The 17,420-nt window shown below is 72.4% G+C and carries 11 protein-coding genes; 9 read left to right on the plus strand and 2 right to left on the minus strand.

Going from position 1 to position 17,420, the window contains the following annotated elements:
* Positions 1-2 precede the first annotated feature (2 nt).
* Genes O2W15_RS12885 through O2W15_RS12895 form a run of 3 tightly spaced genes read left to right on the plus strand, consistent with a single transcriptional unit; the run spans position 3 to position 3,206 of the window.
* The gene (locus O2W15_RS12885; protein ID WP_269179700.1) at positions 3-1,100 is read left to right on the plus strand and encodes a decaprenyl-phosphate phosphoribosyltransferase; all 1,098 of its coding nucleotides are present in this window, start codon (positions 3-5) and stop codon (positions 1,098-1,100) included.
* Positions 1,093-2,454 (plus strand): FAD-binding oxidoreductase, encoded by a 1,362-nt coding sequence (locus O2W15_RS12890; protein ID WP_269179701.1) that lies wholly within the window; start codon positions 1,093-1,095, stop codon positions 2,452-2,454. Before O2W15_RS12885 ends, O2W15_RS12890 begins: the two co-directional genes overlap by 8 nt.
* Positions 2,451-3,206, plus strand: a complete 756-nt coding sequence (locus O2W15_RS12895) for a decaprenylphospho-beta-D-erythro-pentofuranosid-2-ulose 2-reductase (protein WP_269179702.1) — start codon at positions 2,451-2,453, stop codon at positions 3,204-3,206. Before O2W15_RS12890 ends, O2W15_RS12895 begins: the two co-directional genes overlap by 4 nt.
* Positions 3,207-3,292: 86 nt before the next feature.
* On the opposite strand, the gene O2W15_RS12900 is transcribed toward O2W15_RS12895, so the two are convergent.
* Entirely contained in the window at positions 3,293-4,813 is a 1,521-nt protein-coding gene (locus tag O2W15_RS12900; protein ID WP_269179703.1) for an LCP family protein, read from the minus strand.
* 170 nt (positions 4,814-4,983) lie between these two features.
* On the opposite strand from O2W15_RS12900, the gene rfbB reads away from it, so the two are divergent.
* The 5 genes from rfbB to O2W15_RS12925 all read left to right on the plus strand — a co-directional run bounded on the left by rfbB (position 4,984) and on the right by O2W15_RS12925 (position 13,096).
* On the plus strand, positions 4,984-5,979 hold the full coding sequence (rfbB, locus tag O2W15_RS12905; protein WP_269164510.1) for a dTDP-glucose 4,6-dehydratase: 996 nt from the start codon (positions 4,984-4,986) through the stop codon (positions 5,977-5,979).
* Positions 5,976-6,869, plus strand: a complete 894-nt coding sequence (rfbD, locus tag O2W15_RS12910) for a dTDP-4-dehydrorhamnose reductase (protein WP_269179704.1) — start codon at positions 5,976-5,978, stop codon at positions 6,867-6,869. The genes rfbB and rfbD overlap by 4 nt, the downstream gene beginning before the upstream one ends.
* Positions 6,870-7,033: 164 nt before the next feature.
* Positions 7,034-9,946 carry an N-acetylmuramoyl-L-alanine amidase gene (locus O2W15_RS12915; RefSeq protein WP_269179705.1) on the plus strand — a complete coding sequence of 971 codons (2,913 nt, stop codon included), beginning with the start codon at positions 7,034-7,036 and terminating at the stop codon, positions 9,944-9,946.
* Between the two features lie 151 nt (positions 9,947-10,097).
* The gene (locus O2W15_RS12920) at positions 10,098-10,670 is read left to right on the plus strand and encodes a hypothetical protein (RefSeq protein ID WP_269179706.1); all 573 of its coding nucleotides are present in this window, start codon (positions 10,098-10,100) and stop codon (positions 10,668-10,670) included.
* Positions 10,667-13,096, plus strand: a complete 2,430-nt coding sequence (locus O2W15_RS12925; protein WP_269179707.1) for a hypothetical protein — start codon at positions 10,667-10,669, stop codon at positions 13,094-13,096. The genes O2W15_RS12920 and O2W15_RS12925 overlap by 4 nt, the downstream gene beginning before the upstream one ends.
* A 499-nt stretch (positions 13,097-13,595) precedes the next feature.
* On the opposite strand, the gene O2W15_RS12930 is transcribed toward O2W15_RS12925, so the two are convergent.
* Positions 13,596-14,861, minus strand: coding sequence for a glycosyltransferase family 39 protein (locus O2W15_RS12930; RefSeq protein ID WP_269179708.1), 1,266 nt, complete (start codon positions 14,859-14,861; stop codon positions 13,596-13,598).
* A gap of 554 nt (positions 14,862-15,415) precedes the next feature.
* Here O2W15_RS12930 and O2W15_RS12935 point away from each other — a divergent pair.
* Positions 15,416-17,368, plus strand: a complete 1,953-nt coding sequence (locus O2W15_RS12935; protein WP_269179709.1) for a methyltransferase — start codon at positions 15,416-15,418, stop codon at positions 17,366-17,368.
* The last annotated feature ends 52 nt before the right edge of the window (positions 17,369-17,420 follow it).

A 17,420-nucleotide genomic window follows, 5' to 3' on the forward strand; every position in this document is an offset into this window, starting at 1 on the left:
TCATGTCCGTCCGGCCCGAACACAGTCCTCGGCCCGCCACGGCACCCGGCCTGCCGACCGAGGTCGAGCCGAACTCGGTGCTCCCGCTCCCCGTCGACCCGGCACCACGATCGGCCGACCCGAACCCGGTGACCGACCCGCCGGCTCCGGCTCCGGCCCCGCTCACCGCGGTGGACAGCGTCGGGCCGGCAAAGGTCCCACCGCCGCCGCGCACCCCCGGCTTCCGGGGTTCGCGACCGTGGGGTGTCGTCCGCGCCCTGCGCCCTCGCCAGTGGGTCAAGAACGGGCTGGTGCTCGCCGCCCCGCTCGCTGCCGGTGAGGTCTTCAACCCCGACGTCATGGGCCCGACGGCGGTGGCCTTCCTGCTGTTCTGCCTCTCGGCGTCCGGGGTCTACCTGGTCAACGACTCGATCGACGTCGAGGAGGACCGCCGGCACCCGCGGAAGCGGTACCGCCCGATCGCCGCGGGCCTCGTGCCCCGGCCGCTCGCCGTGGTGCTGGCCGTGGTGCTCTTCGCCGTCGCCCTGACGGCTGCGGTCCTGCTGACCCGGCCCGCACTGGCCGGGGTGCTGGGCACCTACGTGGTCATCCAGCTCGCCTACTGCGTGTTGCTGAAGAACCAGCCGGTCATCGACCTGGCCGTGGTGGCGTCCGGCTTCCTGCTGCGCGGCATCGCCGGCGGCGTCGCCGCGGGTCTGCTCCTCTCGCAGTGGTTCCTGCTGGTGGCCGCCTTCGGCTCGCTGTTCATGGTGGCCGGCAAGCGGTACTCCGAGCTCGTCCTCGTGGGCGATGAGGCAGCCACGCGCAAGACGCTGCAGGAGTACTCGGCCAGCTACCTGCGCTTCGTGTGGAGCCTGTCGGCCGGCGTTGCCGTCACCGCCTACTGCCTGTGGGCCTTCGAGATGGCCGCGACCCAGGACGGCGTGCCCTGGGCGACCATCTCGATCGCTCCGTTCGTGATGGCGATCCTGCGGTACGCGCGGGACGTCGACAAGGGCGCCGCCGGCGCCCCAGAGGAGATCGTCATGCACGACCGTGTCCTGCTGGTCCTCGGCGCCCTGTGGGTGCTGACCGTCGGCCTGGGGGTCTTCGGTGCCTGACCCCGCCACCTCGATCGTCCCGCTGGTCGGGTGGGGCCGCACCGCGCCCACCCGTGCGGCGCTGGTCCCGGTGAGCAGTGACGACGACGTCCGCGCCGCCGTGCTCGCCGCCACCGGCCGCGGTGTCGTGGCCCGTGGCCTGGCCCGCAGCTACGGCGACGCCGCACAGAACGCCGGCGGCACCGTGCTCGACATGACCACCTCCGCCCAGGTCCTGCACGCGGACCTGGAGACCGGACTGGTCGACGTCGAGGCCGGCATCTCCCTCGACGAGCTGATGAACCAGTTCGTGCCGCAGGGCTTCTTCGTCCCGGTGACGCCGGGCACCAGGCTGGTGACCGTGGGCGGGGCCATCGCTGCGGACATCCACGGCAAGAACCACCACGTCGCCGGCAGCTTCGGTTCTCACGTCCGGTGGTTGGACCTGCTCACCGCCGACGGCCAGGTCCGCCGGGTCAGCCCGGAGTCCGACCCCGACCTGTTCTGGGCCACCGTCGGCGGCATGGGCCTGACCGGCGTCGTCCTCCGGGCGCAGGTGCAGCTGAAGGCGATCGAGTCATCGCGCTGTCTGGTCGACACCGACCGCACGCCCGACCTCGACTCCCTGATGACCCTGCTGGCCGAGACCGACCACCTCTACGAGTACTCGGTGGCCTGGATCGACACCCTGGCCAAGGGCAAGCGGATGGGCCGCTCGGTGGTCACCCGGGGCCGGTTCGCGAAGCTGGACGAACTGCCGGCCAAGCGCCGGTCCGACCCGCTGAGGTACCACGGCTCGGTCAAGGCGTCCGTGCCCGACGTCTTCCCGCCCGGCCTGCTGAACCTGGCCACGGTCGCGGCGTTCAACGAGCTCTGGTACCGCAAGGCCCCGAAGCTCAAGCGCGACCAGCTGCAGAGCATCCCGACGTTCTTCCACCCGCTGGACGCCGTGGGGAGCTGGAACCGCATCTACGGCCCCCGCGGCTTCGTGCAGTACCAGGTCACCCTGCCCTTCGGGCAGGAGGAGGCCGTGCGTGAGGTACTGGACCGGCTCAGCTCCTTCGGGACGGCGTCCTTCCTCGCCGTCCTCAAGCGGTTCGGCCCGGGCAACCCGGGCATGCTGTCCTACCCCTCACCCGGCTGGACGCTGGCGCTGGACATCCCGGTGATGAAGGGGCTGGCCGGCCTGCTGGACTCCCTCGACGAGGTCGTCATCGCAGCACAGGGCCGGACCTACCTGGCGAAGGACTCCCGGGTGCGCCCGGAGACCTTCGAGAAGATGTACGACCGCCTCGACGACTTCCGGGCCGTGCGCAAGCAGGTCGACCCGGACGGCGTCTTCACCTCCGACCTGGCCAGGAGGCTCGCGCTGTGATCGACGCGCTCGGTTCGCCCAGTTCGCTGCTGCTCGTCGGCGGTACCTCCGACATCGCGGTGGCCACCGCGCACCGCTACCTCGCGGAGCGCCCGCTGCGGGTGGTCGTCGCCGCGCGGGACACCCCACGCCGCAGCGCTGTCGCCGCGGAGCTCACCGCCGCGGGCGCGCAGGTGCAGGTCGTCGACTTCGACGCCGACGACCCGGCGTCGCCGGGCCGGATGGTCGCCGAGGCAGCTGCCGCGGGTGACATCGACATCGCGGTGGTCGCCTTCGGGCTGCTGGGGGAGGCCGACCAGCTGCGGACGGACGCGACGGCCGTGGCCCAGCTGGCCCAGGTCAACTACGTCGCGCCCACGGTGGTCGGCACCGAGCTGGCCAACCAGCTGCGCCGGCAGGGTCACGGCGTCATCGTCGCGCTCTCCTCGGTGGCCGGTGAGCGACCGCGGGCGTCGAACTTCGTCTACGGCTCCACCAAGGCCGGGCTGGACGCCTTCTACTCCGGGCTGGCCGACTCGCTGGTCGGCACAGGCGTCTCCGTGCTCGTCGTCCGGCCGGGCTTCGTGCGGTCCAAGATGACCGAGGGCCTGGACGACGCGCCGCTGGCGACCACCCCGGAGGCGGTTGCCGAGGCGATCGTCACCGGCATCCGCAAGGGCCGGCACACGGTCTGGGTGCCCGGCGCGATGCGCTGGGTCATGAGCGGGCTGCGGCACACCCCGCGCGCGCTGTTCCGCCGCCTGCCCATCTGAGCCCCGGACGCCCCACGTGCACGAGGGAGGTCCCACCCGATCGGGTGGGACCTCCCTCGTCGTCTGCCGTGGCTGCCGGCGTCGGCTCAGTTGATGCAGTCGGTGTCAGCGGCGGTCCGGGCGTCCGCGCCCTCCGTCACCGGCGCCGGGGGCGCGGCGGTCACGGCCTGTCCCACGCCGTTGAAGTCGGAGCCGAGCACCAGCTGGACGGTGCCGCTGGTCGCGTCGTCGACGACCTTGGTGATCGCACCGGGGACCTGGGCGGCCAGCGCTGCCGCCAGCGCCTCGTCCCCGGCGGCGTGCCGGATCTCGGTGACCTCGTAGTCCATCGAGTCGGCGTTCGCCGTCCCGGTGACCTGGAAGCCCGACGCCGTCAGCTCCTCGCCGGCGTCGCCGGCCAGCCCGGAGATGCCGGAGCCGTTGTAGACCTCCACGTCCACGTCGGCGGCGCTGACCACTGCGGGTGCCTCGGTCTCGGCCGCCTCCTCCGCCGGCGCGGGCTCTGCGCTGAGCTGGGCGAAGAAGGCCTGCAGGGTCTCCTCGTCCTCCAGTCGGATGATCGACCGGTCCTGCTCGTCCCGGTCGGTCCCGACGTAGGGGACGGTCTGGAATTCGATGCTGCCCGGGGTGACCGACTGCATCTGCTGTGCCAGCCGGAGCAGGTCGAGGTTCTGGTCGACGGTCAGGGCGTCAGCGGCGGCCTGGACCAGCTCGCGCTGCTTGCCCAGGTCCAGCAGCACGTTGTCGCTGAGCATCTTGCGGATCATGCCGCCGATGAACGTCTGCTGCCGGACGATGCGGTCGAAGTCGCCCCGCGGCAGGCCGTGCCGCTGGCGCACGAAGGCCAGCGCCTGCTCGCCGCTGATGGTCTGCACGCCGGCGGGCAGGTCCACGCCGGAGAAGCTGTCCTTCGCCGGTTCGCAGAGGTTGACCTCCACGCCGCCGACGACGGTGGACAGCTTGAAGAAGCCCAGCAGGTCGACCTCGGCGTAGTGGTCGATCCGCAGGCCGGTCAGCGAGCTGATCGTCTGGATCAGCAGCTGCGCACCGGCCGCCTGCACCGCGGCGTCGGAAGCGCCGTCCGGGGCCTCCATCCCGCCGTAGGCGTAGGCGGCGTTCAGCTTGTCCCACCCGTAGCCGGGGATCTCCACGTAGGAGTCGCGCGGGAAGGAGACGAACGACGCCGCGGACCCGTCGGCCGGGACGTGCGCCAGGATCATGGTGTCGGTGTTCAGCCCGGGGTTGGCCTCGGTGTTGAGCAGGGCCAGCTCCTCCTCCGTGGCGCCTGCGCGGCTGTCGTTGCCCACGAGCAGCAGGTTCATCGCCTCGCCGGTGTCCACGGTCTGCTCGTTGCCCGAGGTGGGGATGGCGTTCGTGCGGTTGACGCTGGCGTCGGCGACGCGGCCGAGGTACCAACCCCAGCCGCTGGTGCCCAGCAGGACCAGCGAGAGCAGGCCGGCGACCACCCGGGCGCCGGCGGCGAGTCGGCGGCGGCCGGAACCGGCCGGGTCCCCGGCGGCATCGGGTCGCGAGGGACGGCCGGCGCGCGGGTCCAGCCGGGGCGGCAGCGGGCGGGAGGCCCCGGTGCGGTCGTCGTGGTAGCTCACAGATGTCCTCACGTAGCGGCGCCGGCCTCGGTCGTTCAGCGCGCCTCAGGTCTCGCGGCGGAGTGCGGGCGACGATACGTGCAGAACACGTCCACGCCGGGCAGCGACGCAGTTCTGCGAGACTGCTCAACACCACCTGTCCGCCCAGTCACTCGAAGGGCTCTTCTCAGATGCGCATCCTGGTCACCGGCGGCGCCGGCTTCATCGGCTCGCACTACGTGCGGACCATGCTCTCCGGCGGTTACCCCGGCTTCGAGGACGCCGAGGTGACGGTCTTCGACAAGCTGACCTACGCCGGGAACCTCGCGAACCTCGCTCCGGTGGCGGAGAACCCGCGGTACCGGTTCGTGCAGGGCGACATCTGCTCGGCCGAGGACCTCGACGCCGCCCTCCCCGGTCACGACGCGGTCGTCCACTTCGCCGCCGAGTCGCACGTCGACCGGTCGATCACCGGCGCCGCCGACTTCGTGCTGACCAACGTGCTGGGCTCGCAGCAGGTGTTCGAGTCCGCGCTGCGGGCCGAGGTGGGGCGGGTCGTGCACGTCTCCACCGACGAGGTCTACGGCTCCATCGACGAGGGCTCCTGGGTCGAGGACCACATCCTGGAGCCGAACTCCCCGTACTCGGCGTCCAAGGCCGGCAGCGACCTCATCGCCCGCGCCTACGCCAAGACCTACGGGATGAACATCTCCATCACCCGGTGCAGCAACAACTACGGGCCGTACCACTTCCCGGAGAAGGTCATCCCGCTGTTCGTCACCAACCTGCTCGACGGGCTCACGGTGCCGCTGTACGGCGAGGGTGCCAACGTCCGCGACTGGCTGTTCGTCGACGACCACTGCCGTGGCATCCAGCTGGTGCTGGAGAAGGGCGCGCCCGGCGAGTACTACAACATCGGCGGCGGCCGCGAGCTGTCCAACCGCGAGCTCACCGAGAAGCTGCTGGAGGCGACCGGGCGGGACTGGAGCTCCGTCGAGCACATCGTCGACCCGCGCGGTGGCGGTCACGACCTGCGCTACTCGGTCGACTACTCGAAGACCGGCGCGCTCGGCTACGCCCCCCGGATGTCCTTCGAGGACGGGCTCGCCCTCACCGTGCAGTGGTACCGGGACAACCGCGCCTGGTGGGAGCCGCTCAAGGCGGCCGCGGCGACCGCGCGCGCATGAGCACCGTCTCGCCGATCAGTTGGCTGGTCACCGGCGCCCGCGGGCAGCTGGGCCACGACCTGCTCGAGGTGCTCGCCGGGCGGCCGGACGACCAGGTGACGGCCGTCGGCCGGGCCGAGGTCGACCTCACCGACGAGGCCTCCGTCCGGGCGACCGTCCGCGACTGGCTGGACCGGTCCGCCGGTTCCCGGCCGGTGCTGCTGAACGCCGCCGCCTACACGGCGGTCGACGCAGCCGAGACCGACGAGGCCACCGCCCAGGTCGTCAACGGCGCGGCGCCGGGGTGGCTGGCCGAGGAGATGGCCGGCCGGGGGCGGCTGGTGCACGTCTCCACCGACTACGTCTTCGACGGCTCGGCCACCGAGCCCTACCGGGTGGACGCGCCCACGGCTCCTCGGTCGGCGTACGGCCGCACCAAGCTGGCCGGCGAGCAGGCGATCGCCGCGGTCGGGGACGACGCGACCGTGGTCCGCACCGCCTGGGTGTACGGCCGGCACGGTGGGAACTTCGTCCGCACGATGACCAACCTGGAGGCTCAGCGCGAGACCCTCTCGGTCGTCGACGACCAGGTCGGCTCGCCGACGTGGTCGGCCGACCTCGCCGCGGGCCTCGTCGAGCTGGGGGAGCGGGCCGGCGCCGTCCCGCCGGTGCTGCACTACACGAACAGCGGGCAGGTCAGCTGGTTCGGCCTGGCCCGCGCCGTGTTCGAGGAGTTGGGTGCCGTCCCGGAGCGGGTGCAGCCGACGACCACGGATGCCTTCCCCCGCCCGGCGCCGCGACCGGCGTACTCGGTGCTCGACGGGTCCGCGTGGGGGGCGGCCGGGCTGACCCCGGCCCGTCCCTGGCGTGACGCGCTCGACGTGGCCATGCAGCAGGGGTTCCGCGACTGATCGACGGCTCGCGGTCGCGCGCGCCTCAGCTCGAAAGATTCACGTCCTGGCGACTTTTCGTCACTTTGTGCTGCAGGTACACGCGGGGTCCTGCCGATGGAATGGACAGAGAACCGGTCTGACCTCTGGGTCGACCACCGCTGTCGCTCATCGGAGGACCCCTCGTGCGCCGCACCACCGCGGGCCTGACTGCATTCATCGCGATGACCGGTGCGTTCATCGTGCTGCCGGTCTACGTCGCGCCGGGACCAGCTCCCGAGCCCGTCGCACCGTCGGTGGACACCATCGCTCTCGGGTCGTTCGCGGCGTCGACCGACTCGACGGAGGTCGCCGAGGACACCGTCGGCGGCGCACCGGCCGCACCGGCCGCACCGGCCGGCTCGGCCGCACCGGCCGCACCGGCCGAGCCCACCGGCAGCAGCCCCGCGGTCGGGCAGCCTGCTGAGGGCGGGGACGCGGAGGAGATCGACCCGCCGGCCACCGGCGAGGAGGTCCCCGGGCTGCCCGCCCTGACGGTCTCGCGGCCGGAGTCCGCCCCCTTCTCCGCGGTGGGGGTGACCTGGGAACGGGACGACTCGGTCGACGACGTCGTCGCCCAGGTGCGGGTGCGGGCCGAGGGCGGCTCCTGGGGCTCGTGGACCCGGCTGGAGAAGGACGACGCGGAGCAGACCGACCCCGGCGACGGCGTCCGGGACGGCACCGCGCCGTACTACACCGGCCCGGCCTCGGGGATGGAGGTGATCGTCCAGGCGCTGGACGGGAGCTCCCCGCGGGACGTCCGGATCGAGCTGATCGACCCGGGCACCAGCCCCGCGGACGCCGCGGTCACGGAGTCCAGGGCGCTGGACGAGGCCGAGGCGGCCACGCCGATGCCCCCCGTCTACTCCCGCGCGCAGTGGGGCGCGGATGAGTCCATCCGCGCCTGGGACCCGAGTTACGCGCCGTCGATCAAGGCGGCGACCATCCACCACACGGCGGACAAGAACAGCTACACCGCCGACGCGGTGCCGGGGATCATGCGGGCGATCTACGCGTACCACACCATCAGCCGGGGCTGGGGGGACATCGGCTACAACGTCATCGTCGACAAGTTCGGCCGGGCATGGGAGGGGCGCTACAGCGGCTCCCGCGGCATCGCCAGCCCGGTGGTCGGTGCGCACGCAGGAGGCTTCAACACCGGCACGTTCGGCGTCTCCATGCTCGGTGACTACTCGACCACCACGCCGAGCGAGGCGGTGGTGGACACGGTGGCAGCGCTGGTGGCGTGGAAGCTCTCCCTCTACGGGGTCGACCCCCGCGGCACCACGACCCTCGTGTCCGGGGGTGGCGGCACCGCCAAGTTCGCCGCCGGTACGAGTGTCCGGGTCCCGACGGTCTTCGGGCACCGGGACGTGGGCAGCACGTCGTGTCCGGGGCAGTCCGGATACGCCAAGCTGGGCGACATCCGCACGCGGGCCGCGGCGTTCGTGGCTGCGTCGATGGCACACGACCCGCGGGGTTCGGTGGACTCGTTGGCCGTCACGCCGAGCGGGGTCACCGCAGCGGGCTGGGCCTACGAGCCGGACGCGCTCTCCTCCCGAGCCGTGGTCGGCTTGGTCATCGACGGTGCCAAGGTCAGCGGCACCTCGGTCACCGAGGCGAGGCCGGACGTCGATGCAGCCTTCGGGGTCGGCCCCAACCATGGCTTCCGGGTGTCCGCCCTGCTGTCCCACGGCGTCCACGACGTGTGCGTGTACGTCGAGAACAGTGCCGGGCCGGGGTCGGCGGTGCGTCTCGGGTGCGCAGAGGTCAACTTCACCAACCGGGCCCCCGTCTTCTCGGTGGACCAGTTCGCCGAACAGGCAGACGGCACCGTGCGGATCAGCGGGTGGGCCTTCGACCCGGACGGCTCCCCTCCGGAGCTGCAGCTGTACGACAACGACCGGGGTCGCGCGTACACGACGACGGTCGCGCGTCCTGACGTACAGGCCGCCTTCCCGGCTGCCGGGCCGACGGCGGGTTTCGCGATCACGGTCGGACCGCTGACCGGGGGGCACCGGTTGTGCCTCTTCGTGGCCGACACCGTGGCCGCGGGCAACAACGTCTTCGACGGTTGCCGTGACCTCAGGTACCGGGAGCCGTTGGGCTCGCTGGACAACGTGGTGGAGACCACCACCGGCGAGCTGCGGGTGACCGGCTGGGCGATGGACGAGAGCTCGGCGCAGACCGCGCTGGACGTCCACGTCTACGTGAACGGTCGGGGCACGGCGATCGGCGCCGGCGGCTCCCGACCGGACATCGGCAGGGCGTTCCCCGGCGCGGGTGACGCGCACGGCTTCGACGCCACCCTCCCCGCAGGCGCAGGCTCGAACCGGGTGTGCGCCTTCGCGATCAACGTCGGGATCGGCGGGGTGAACCCCCTGCTCGGATGCCGGACGGTCTCCACGGAGTACGTGGCCCCGGACGGCGTGGTCGACGCCTATGCCCCCGTGGGCGACGGGCGGCTGCGGGTCAGTGGCTGGGCCGTGGACCGCAGCGTCCCGGCGGCTCCGGTCGGCGTGCACTTCTACGTGGACGGGCAGTACCAGCGCGCGGTGCAGGCCACCAACTCCCGCCCGGACATCGCCTCGGCGTTCCCCGGAGCGGGTCCGCAGCACGGTTTCAGCGAGATCTTCGACCTCGCTCCCGGGCAGCACTCGGTCTGCGTGTTCGCGATCAACCTGGGGACCGCCGGCACCAACCCGCTGATGGGCTGCCGGACGGTGACGGTCCACGACCGGCCGCCCGTGGGATCGGTGGACTCGATCGCAGCCGCTGGTGCCGGGCAGCTGCGGGTGTCCGGGTGGGCGTTCGACCCGGATGCGCCGGCCAGGAGCACGACGGTGCAGGTCTCCGTGGACGGCGTGGACCAGGGCAGCTTCGCCGCCGACGCGTCCCGGCCCGACGTCGGTCGGGTGTACCCGGAAGCCGGCGCCGCGCACGGCTTCTCGATCGACCTGGCAGCTCCCCCCGGCCAGCGCGAGGTCTGCGTCTCCGCCCGGTCCACCGACATCAGGACGACGCCGACCCTCATGCGGTGTGAACGGGTCACCGTCTGATCGGTTCGGTTCATCACCGAAAGTAATTAATCAGACACAGAAAGATGCGGACGCCCGGCGCGGCGGTTCGTGCCGAGGCGGGGGTGCCCTGCACCCTCCAGTGCGGCCGTCCGTCGGGCGGCCGTGTCACAGAGCGGCGAAGGGCATCGGGATGACGACGACGAGGCGACGGGGCGTGTTCCTCGTGCTGGGCGCGGTGCTGGCCGCCGCGGTGGTGGCCGTGGCCCTCTCCACAGGCGAGGCGGACCCCGCCCCGGCCGCGAGCGGGCCGACGGCCGCCGCCCCGACGGAGTCCGCACCCACGGCGTCCGTACCCACGGAGGACCCCGACCCGGCCGCGGGGGCGGACGCCGGCACCACACCCGTGGCGCCGATCAGTGCCACTCCGACCACCCCGGGGAGCGACGCGCCGGAGCTCACGACGGCCGTGGTCGGGCTGGCCTACGCCGACTGGGCCGTCGCCGAGGGCCGGGTGGAGGCCGCCGGGTTCGTCGCCGGTGTGATCGAGTCCGGTGGCACGTGCACCCTGGAGCTCGTCCGCGGCGCCACGCAGGTCACCGGCACGAGCACCGGCGAGGCCGATGCGACGACGACCAACTGTGGCCTCATCACGATCCCCGGGGACGGGCTCGAGGCAGGGGAGTGGCAGGCCACGCTCTCGTACGAGTCGCAGACCACGCGTGGCTCCTCTGAGCCCATGCCGGTCGAGGTGCCGACCCGATGAGCAGGCTGGTGCGCCGGGTCGTGGTGGCGCTCGCCGTCCTGGTGACGGCAGGGTCCCTGCTCACACTGCAGGGAACGCGACCGGACGACCTGTGGCCGTTCGACCGGGTGGCGGACCTGAGCCAGTTCGACGCAGGGAACATCATCAGCGACGAGGTCTTCTTCGCCGGCTACGCGATGTCGGCGGGGGACGTGCAGACCTTCCTCAACGCCAAGGTCGGGAACTGCAAGCCGGGAGCCGATGGCTCGCCGTGCCTGAAGGACTACCGGCAGGACACGAACAACCGGCCGGCGGACGTCTACTGCAACGGCTACGCCGGCGCGCCCGGGGAGTCGGCGGCGACGATCATCGCCAAGACGGCGATCTCCTGCAGCATCAACCCCAAGGTGCTGCTCGTCATGCTGCAGAAGGAGCAGGGGCTGGTGCTCGGCTCCGGCTCGGGCCTCACCGCCACCCGCTACAAGAAGGCCATGGGCTTCGCCTGCCCGGACACGGCCCCGTGCGACGAGGCCTACTTCGGCTTCCACAACCAGGTGTACAGCGCTGCGCGGCAGTACCAGCGGTACACGGCGAACGCCGCCAACTACGCCTACCGAGCCGGTCGGACGGTGAACGTGCTGTGGAGCCCGACCGCCACCTGCGGATCCGGTCCGGTCACCATCGCGAACCAGGCGACGGCGAACCTCTACATCTACACCCCGTACCAGCCCAACGCTGCCGCGCTGCGGGCCGGGTACGGCACCGGCGACGGCTGCTCCGCCTACGGCAACCGCAACTTCTGGCTGTACTTCACCGACTGGTTCGGGTCCACCCAGAGTGACGCGATCGCCGCCGCGACCCCCAAGGGGCTCGCGGACAACCTCTCGCTGACTGCCTCGGGCTTCACCGCCAAGGGGTGGGCCTTCGACCCGGACGCACCGCACTCGCCGGTCACGGTGCGTGCCACGGTGGACGGCGCGACGGTGGCCTCGACCTCGGCCGGCGGATCACGCCCGGACGTGGGCTCGGTGCACGGCGTGGGGCCGAACCACGGGTTCGAGGTGTCCGGGCTGCTCAGCTACGGCACCCACCAGGTCTGCCTGATCGCGGACAACCTCGCCGGTCAGGGGATGAACTTCCAGTTCGGTTGCCGTCCGGTCACCTTCACCGACCGCGCTCCGGAGATGTCCCTGGACGTCCTGGCCGAGCAGCCCGACGGCTCGATCCTGCTGTCGGGGTGGGTCTACGACCCCGACGGGAACGCGCCCCAGGTCCACGTCTACACGAACGGGCGCGGCGTGGCCCACACCCCGAACGTCCCCCGGCCTGACGTCCAGGCCGCGTTCCCGGCGGCGGGACCGGCCGCCGGGTTCCGGATCACCGTGGGACCGCTCTCGGGCAGGACCGACCTGTGCGTCTTCGCCGTGGACGGCGTCGCCCCGGGGAACAACCGCACCGTCGCCTGCCGGGAGTACGCCTATCGCGCACCCGTCGGGTCGGTCGACTCCATCGCCGAGACCGTGGACGGGAAGATCCGCATCCAGGGGTGGGCGCTGGACGAGAGCATGCCCGCGGCACCGATCCAGGTGCACGCCTACGTCAACGGACGGGGTGTGGCCATCGACGCCACCGGGACGCGGGAGGACATCGGTCGGGCGTACTCGGGAGCGGGGACGGCGCACGGCTTCGACGCGACGCTCCCCTCGTTCCCGGGACGCAACCAGATCTGCGTGTTCGGGATCAACATCGGTGTCGCCGGGACCAACCCGGTGATCGGTTGCACCGCGGCCGACCTGCAGTACAAGGCCCCGGAAGGTGTGGTGGACGCCGTTGCCCCGGTGGGCGACGGGCGGGTCCGCGTCGGGGGCTGGGTGTTCGACCCCAGCGTCCCGACCGCGCCGGCGAACGTCCACATCTACGTCGACGGCCGCTACCACGGTGCGTTCACGGCCGACGGGCACCGGCCGGACATCGCCGCAGCGTTCCCCGGGGTCGGGGCAGCGCACGGCTTCAACACGTACCTCGACATCGGAACGGGGCGGCACCAGGTCTGCACCTTCGCCATCAACCTCGGTCTCGCCGGGACCAACCCCCTCCTCGACTGCTCGCAGGTGACGGTCACCGACCGCATGCCCATGGGGTCGGTGGACTCCGTCGCGGTCGGCGCGCCCGGTGAGGTCGCGGTCCAGGGTTGGACGTTCGATCCGGACGCGCCGACCCAGACCGTGCAGGTGCGGGTGGCCATCGACGGCGTCGACCAGGGGGTGTTCCCCGCCGCTGGCTCCCGCCCGGACGTGGGGCGGGTGCACCCCGAGGCCGGGGCTGCGCACGGGTTCGCGATCAGGCTGCCGCTGGCAGCCGGACCGCACGAGGTCTGTGTCTCCGCACACTCCACCGGCGTGGGCGGGACGCCCACGGTCCTCCGGTGCGTCCGGTTGACCGCCTGACGCGCGAGCTGCGCGCCGGAGGACGTGGCTCCCGCCGGGGAGGTCCGCCCGGCGCGTCCTGATCGTGCAGGTGCCTGATGCCCGCTCCCCGCCGACGGCGGGGAGCGGGCATCGCGCTTTCCGGGACCCGGCTCTCCTGCCGTCCCCGACGGTCCGGTGCAGCAGACCGCGGTCCGGGCCGGGGTGGGCTCTGGTCCACCGGGCCGGCGCTGAGTGCGCCAGGCAGCGGGCCGGCCGCCTGGTGCCGGGGAACACCTCCGGGCCACCTCCGTGACCCACCGCCGGCTGCGCCCTCGTCGCCAGGGTGCACGCCAGCGCTGACGACGGGCTCAGCGCCGCGGACCGACACCGCACAGGGGACGCTCCGTCCTGCACGGCGGTCCGGAACGTGAGAAGACCTCCGCGGAGCACCCTGCTGGGTGCTCCGCGGAGGTCTCCGCAGGGTCAGGCGTCCGATCCCGTCGCTGGCGGACGGGGGATCACGGCTCTGCCGTCGGCGTCAGGTGAGCATCGTGTGGGCCATCCCGGCGACCGACGCGACCGCCACGGCAGCGAAGGCCACGCGAGCCGGCTTGGGGCGGATGAACGTCAGCCCGATGGCGAGCGCGGCCGGGACGAGCGACAGGCCGTACCGGGAGGTGATCAGGACGAAGATGCTCACCGCTTCGTAGTTCACGATGATCAGCAGCATCGGGACGAACAGCGCCGTGCCGCCCAGGGCGAACGCCAGCGCGCGGACCTGGCTGCCCCGTGCGGCCATCACGGCGCCGAGGATCGTCAGCGTGATCAACCCGTAGTCGGTCAGCACCGCGACGAGCCGGGCCGTGTCCCCGGCCAGGGTCGAGTCGTAGAACTCCGGGTTGATCGGCGTGAAGAACGCGTCCATGGAGCTGATCAGCCACATCGGCTCGAAGCTGGGGGCGAAGAACGACTGGTTCTGCGGGACCAGCAGCGGGTCCATGGTCTGCAGCTGGGCCTGGACGACGGTCCAGGCGAGCCCCACGACGGCGGAGGTGACCCCGAGGGCGACGATGGCCAGCAGGGGCCTGCGGGACGGCAGCCACTCCCGCCAGGAACGGGGGTTCGTGCCCTGCCAGTGTCGGGCGAGCACGAACAGCGCGACCGCGATGACCATCGTCACGTTGGTGGACTTGATGGCCACGGCGACGGCCGCGATCAGCACCAGCCACCGGAGTCCGAGCAGGCCCCGTTCCCATCTCAGCGCCGCCAGGGTCAGCGCCGCGCCGGCCGGCAGGGCCGTGACGTCGTTGTTGACGATGGTGAAGGTCTGCAGGATCACCGGCGAGGCGGCCAGGACCAGGATGCCGGCCGCGCCGACCCACTTGTGCACGCCCAGCTCACGGAAGAGCCGCCACGCGATCCCCACGAACAGTGCCCACCACAGGACGGAGGAGAAGCGCATGACGTTGACCAGGTCGCCGTCGACGCCCAGTGCGCTGCCCGCGAGCGCGGCGACCGCCGGGGTGACGTAGTAGAACGGCGCGTGGATGTAGGCGGTGTCGTAACCACCGCCCGGCATCCGGCTCAGGTCGTACGGTCCTCCGCACGGCATGCCCAGGGGAGCCGCCGTGTCGATCCACCGGCAGGCCAGGATGTCCTGGCCCTCCTCGGTGAAGGTGTCCCCGGCTCCGACGGCGTCCCCGTCCAGCATGTGCAGGACGTAGTCGATGTGCTGGATCTCGTCCACGGGCGACAGTGGGTTGTAGATCGCGATGTGGAGGACGAACAGGGCGGAGGTGACCACCAGCGCGCCCCACCAGGCGATCGAGCTCCTCGCGCGGGCGAGGAACCGGCCCCCGGTCCTGGCGGCGTGGGACCCCGTCGAGTCGGGACCAGTCCCTGCGGCGGGCGTGTCGTGCTGCTGCCTCGCCTCGGCGCTGCCATCCAGGTCCGCCTCGGCTCTGCGCTGCGTGTCAGTGCTCGTCATGACCCTTTTCCATCGTCCGGCGGGGTGTGGCGCAGGGGCGCGGTCCGGCGTGCGCGCCGGGGCCGGCGGTGTCGCTGCGGCCCGGCGTATGTAATCAGCTCCGGCCGGGCATTTGGGGCCACGAGCACGGGACCGTGCCGTCCGGCGCCACAGCAGTCCCGCCCGGCGCTGTGACCCCACGGGGCGCACCGGGTGCTGGCCTCCGGCGTCCGGGTGCGCTTTCCTCAGGGTCTCGCCTTCGGGGTCCACCCCTGACCGCCGGACGGTCGATGGCGCCAGAGCGGGTAGCCTGCTCGCCGTCGTCGCGGCTGTGTGCCACGTCCCGGTGAGTGACGCTTCCACGCCCTCCTCCCCTCAAGACAGAGGTCGCAATGCCCCCCACCGTTCCGTCCGTAGCCGTCGAGACCGCCACGCCGATCCGGCAGGCACGTCCCGATGCGGTGTCGGGGAGCCCGACGCTGCTCCGGGACGTCGGTTCCGGCTACCGGGACGGCGCCGAGGAGGCGCTGCTGGAGCTGGTGCGCGGCAGCGAGGACCGTGGGTCCCTCAACGAGGAGCTCCACTCCCGGGCGGTCGGCTGGGCCGAGCGCTACCACCTGGACCGCCAGCGGGCGAACGTGCTGCGGGCCTTCGAGGTCGGGGCGGCCACCCGGGTGCTCGAGGTGGGTGCCGGGTGCGGCGCCATGAGCCGTTACCTGGCCGAGGAGTGCGCCGTCGTGGACGCACTCGAGCCGGTGCCGGCGCGCGCGGCCGTGGCCGCCGCGCGGCTGGCCGACCGCCCCGGGGCCCGCGTCTTCACCGGTGAGCTCGCGGACCTGCCGGACGAGCCCGCCTACGACCTGGTGGTCGTCATCGGCGTGCTGGAGTACGTGGGCGGCGGGACGGCCGATGAGGCCCCCTATCTGGCGTTCCTCGACGACATCCGTCGCCGGTTGCTGCCGGGAGGGCGGCTGCTGCTGGCCATCGAGAACAAGCTCGGCGTCAAGTACCTGGCGGGCTCACCCGAGGACCACAGCGACCGGGCCTACGACTCCCTCGAGGACTACCCGATCGGCTCCCCGGCACGGACCTTCGACCGCGCGGCGCTGGGCAGCCTGTTCCAGCGCGCCGGCATGGACCCCACCTTCTTCAGCGCGTTCCCCGACTACAAGCTCACCCGCGCCGTCATCGCCGACGAGCTCATGGTCCACCCCTCGGGGCTGGCCGGTCGGTTGCCGCGGTTCCCGAGCCCCGACTGGCAGACCGCCCGGGACTTCGGCCCGAACGAGGAGCTGCTGTGGCGCACCCTGGTCTCGGCCGGCCAGGGCAAGGAGCACGGCAACTCGTTCGTCGTCGTCGGCACCCCCGACGGCAGCCAGCAGGACCTCTGGCCGACCGACCGGCGGGCCGCCTTCTACACGACGGAACGGCGTCCCGGGCGGGCCACCGAGAGCGTCATCCGTCAGGACGGAACCGGCCTGGTGCTCGAGCGCAGCGTGCTCGGGGACCGGCGTGAGTCGGCCGGACCCGCGCACCGCGTGACCTCCGGTCCGATCCTGCCCGGGAGCTCGCTCGTCGACGAGATCGCCAAGGGCGACGTGGAGTTCACCCGCCGCGCGCTGACCGAGTGGCGGGAGCTGGTGGAGGCCTCGGCCGCGGAGCCCGACGGCGTGGCCGTCGACCTCGTCCCGCACAACCTGCTGGTCGACGAGGACGGCGGGCTGGTCCACATCGACGACGAGTGGCGCAGCACGGAGTGGACCGTCGACGAGGTCGTCGCACGCGGCCTCATCTGGTTGTGCGAGCGGCTGTCCACCGTGCCGACCCCCTGGCAGACCCGGCCGTCCCGGCGGGCACTCCTGGACGAGTTGGCCGCGCTGGTCGACACGCACCTCGACGAGGAGCGGCTGTCCCGGACCCTGCACCGCGAGGCCGTGCTGCAGACCGAGCTCCTGCGCTGCGGCCGCGACGACGAGGCCTTCGCAGCGGAGGTCGAGCGCACCGAGGGTGAGCTCGCGGGGCTGCTGGACCACCCCATGTCCCCGCTGCGGCCCAAGCTCGGACCGCTGATCGCCGAGCGGGACCAGGCGCGGGCCGAGGTGGCGCAGCTGCGTTCGGAGGCCGAGCAGGCCCAGCGGCTCGAGGCGCAGCTCCACGACGAGGTGGCGCGCACCCACGCCGCGCTCGAGGTGACGGTGCAGGAGCTGACCGGGATCAAGGAGTCGGGCGGGTACCGCGCCCTGGCTCGTGGCCGCGTCGTCGCCGGCCGGGTGGTGCCCCGTGGCTCGGTCCGGCGCTCGGTCATCGGCGGCGTCCTGGACGCCGTCCGCCGCCGGGTCCGGTGACCCCTGAGGCCGGCCGTGACCACCGGGGTCACTGGGACGGCCTCCCTCGGCG

It is taken from the genome of Modestobacter sp. VKM Ac-2979 (genome assembly GCF_026967995.1).
Classification (GTDB): Bacteria; Actinomycetota; Actinomycetes; order Mycobacteriales; family Geodermatophilaceae; genus Modestobacter.

What these genes read in the sequence shown, in the direction of transcription:
- O2W15_RS12885 (WP_269179700.1), top strand. Translation starts at nt 3, where the DNA reads ATGTCCGTCCGGCCCGAACACAGTCCTCGGCCCGCCACGGCACCCGGC.
- rfbB (WP_269164510.1), top strand. Translation starts at nt 4,984, where the DNA reads ATGCGCATCCTGGTCACCGGCGGCGCCGGCTTCATCGGCTCGCACTAC.
- rfbD (WP_269179704.1), top strand. Translation starts at nt 5,976, where the DNA reads ATGAGCACCGTCTCGCCGATCAGTTGGCTGGTCACCGGCGCCCGCGGG.
- O2W15_RS12920 (WP_269179706.1), top strand. Translation starts at nt 10,098, where the DNA reads ATGACGACGACGAGGCGACGGGGCGTGTTCCTCGTGCTGGGCGCGGTG.
- O2W15_RS12925 (WP_269179707.1), top strand. Translation starts at nt 10,667, where the DNA reads ATGAGCAGGCTGGTGCGCCGGGTCGTGGTGGCGCTCGCCGTCCTGGTG.
- O2W15_RS12935 (WP_269179709.1), top strand. Translation starts at nt 15,416, where the DNA reads ATGCCCCCCACCGTTCCGTCCGTAGCCGTCGAGACCGCCACGCCGATC.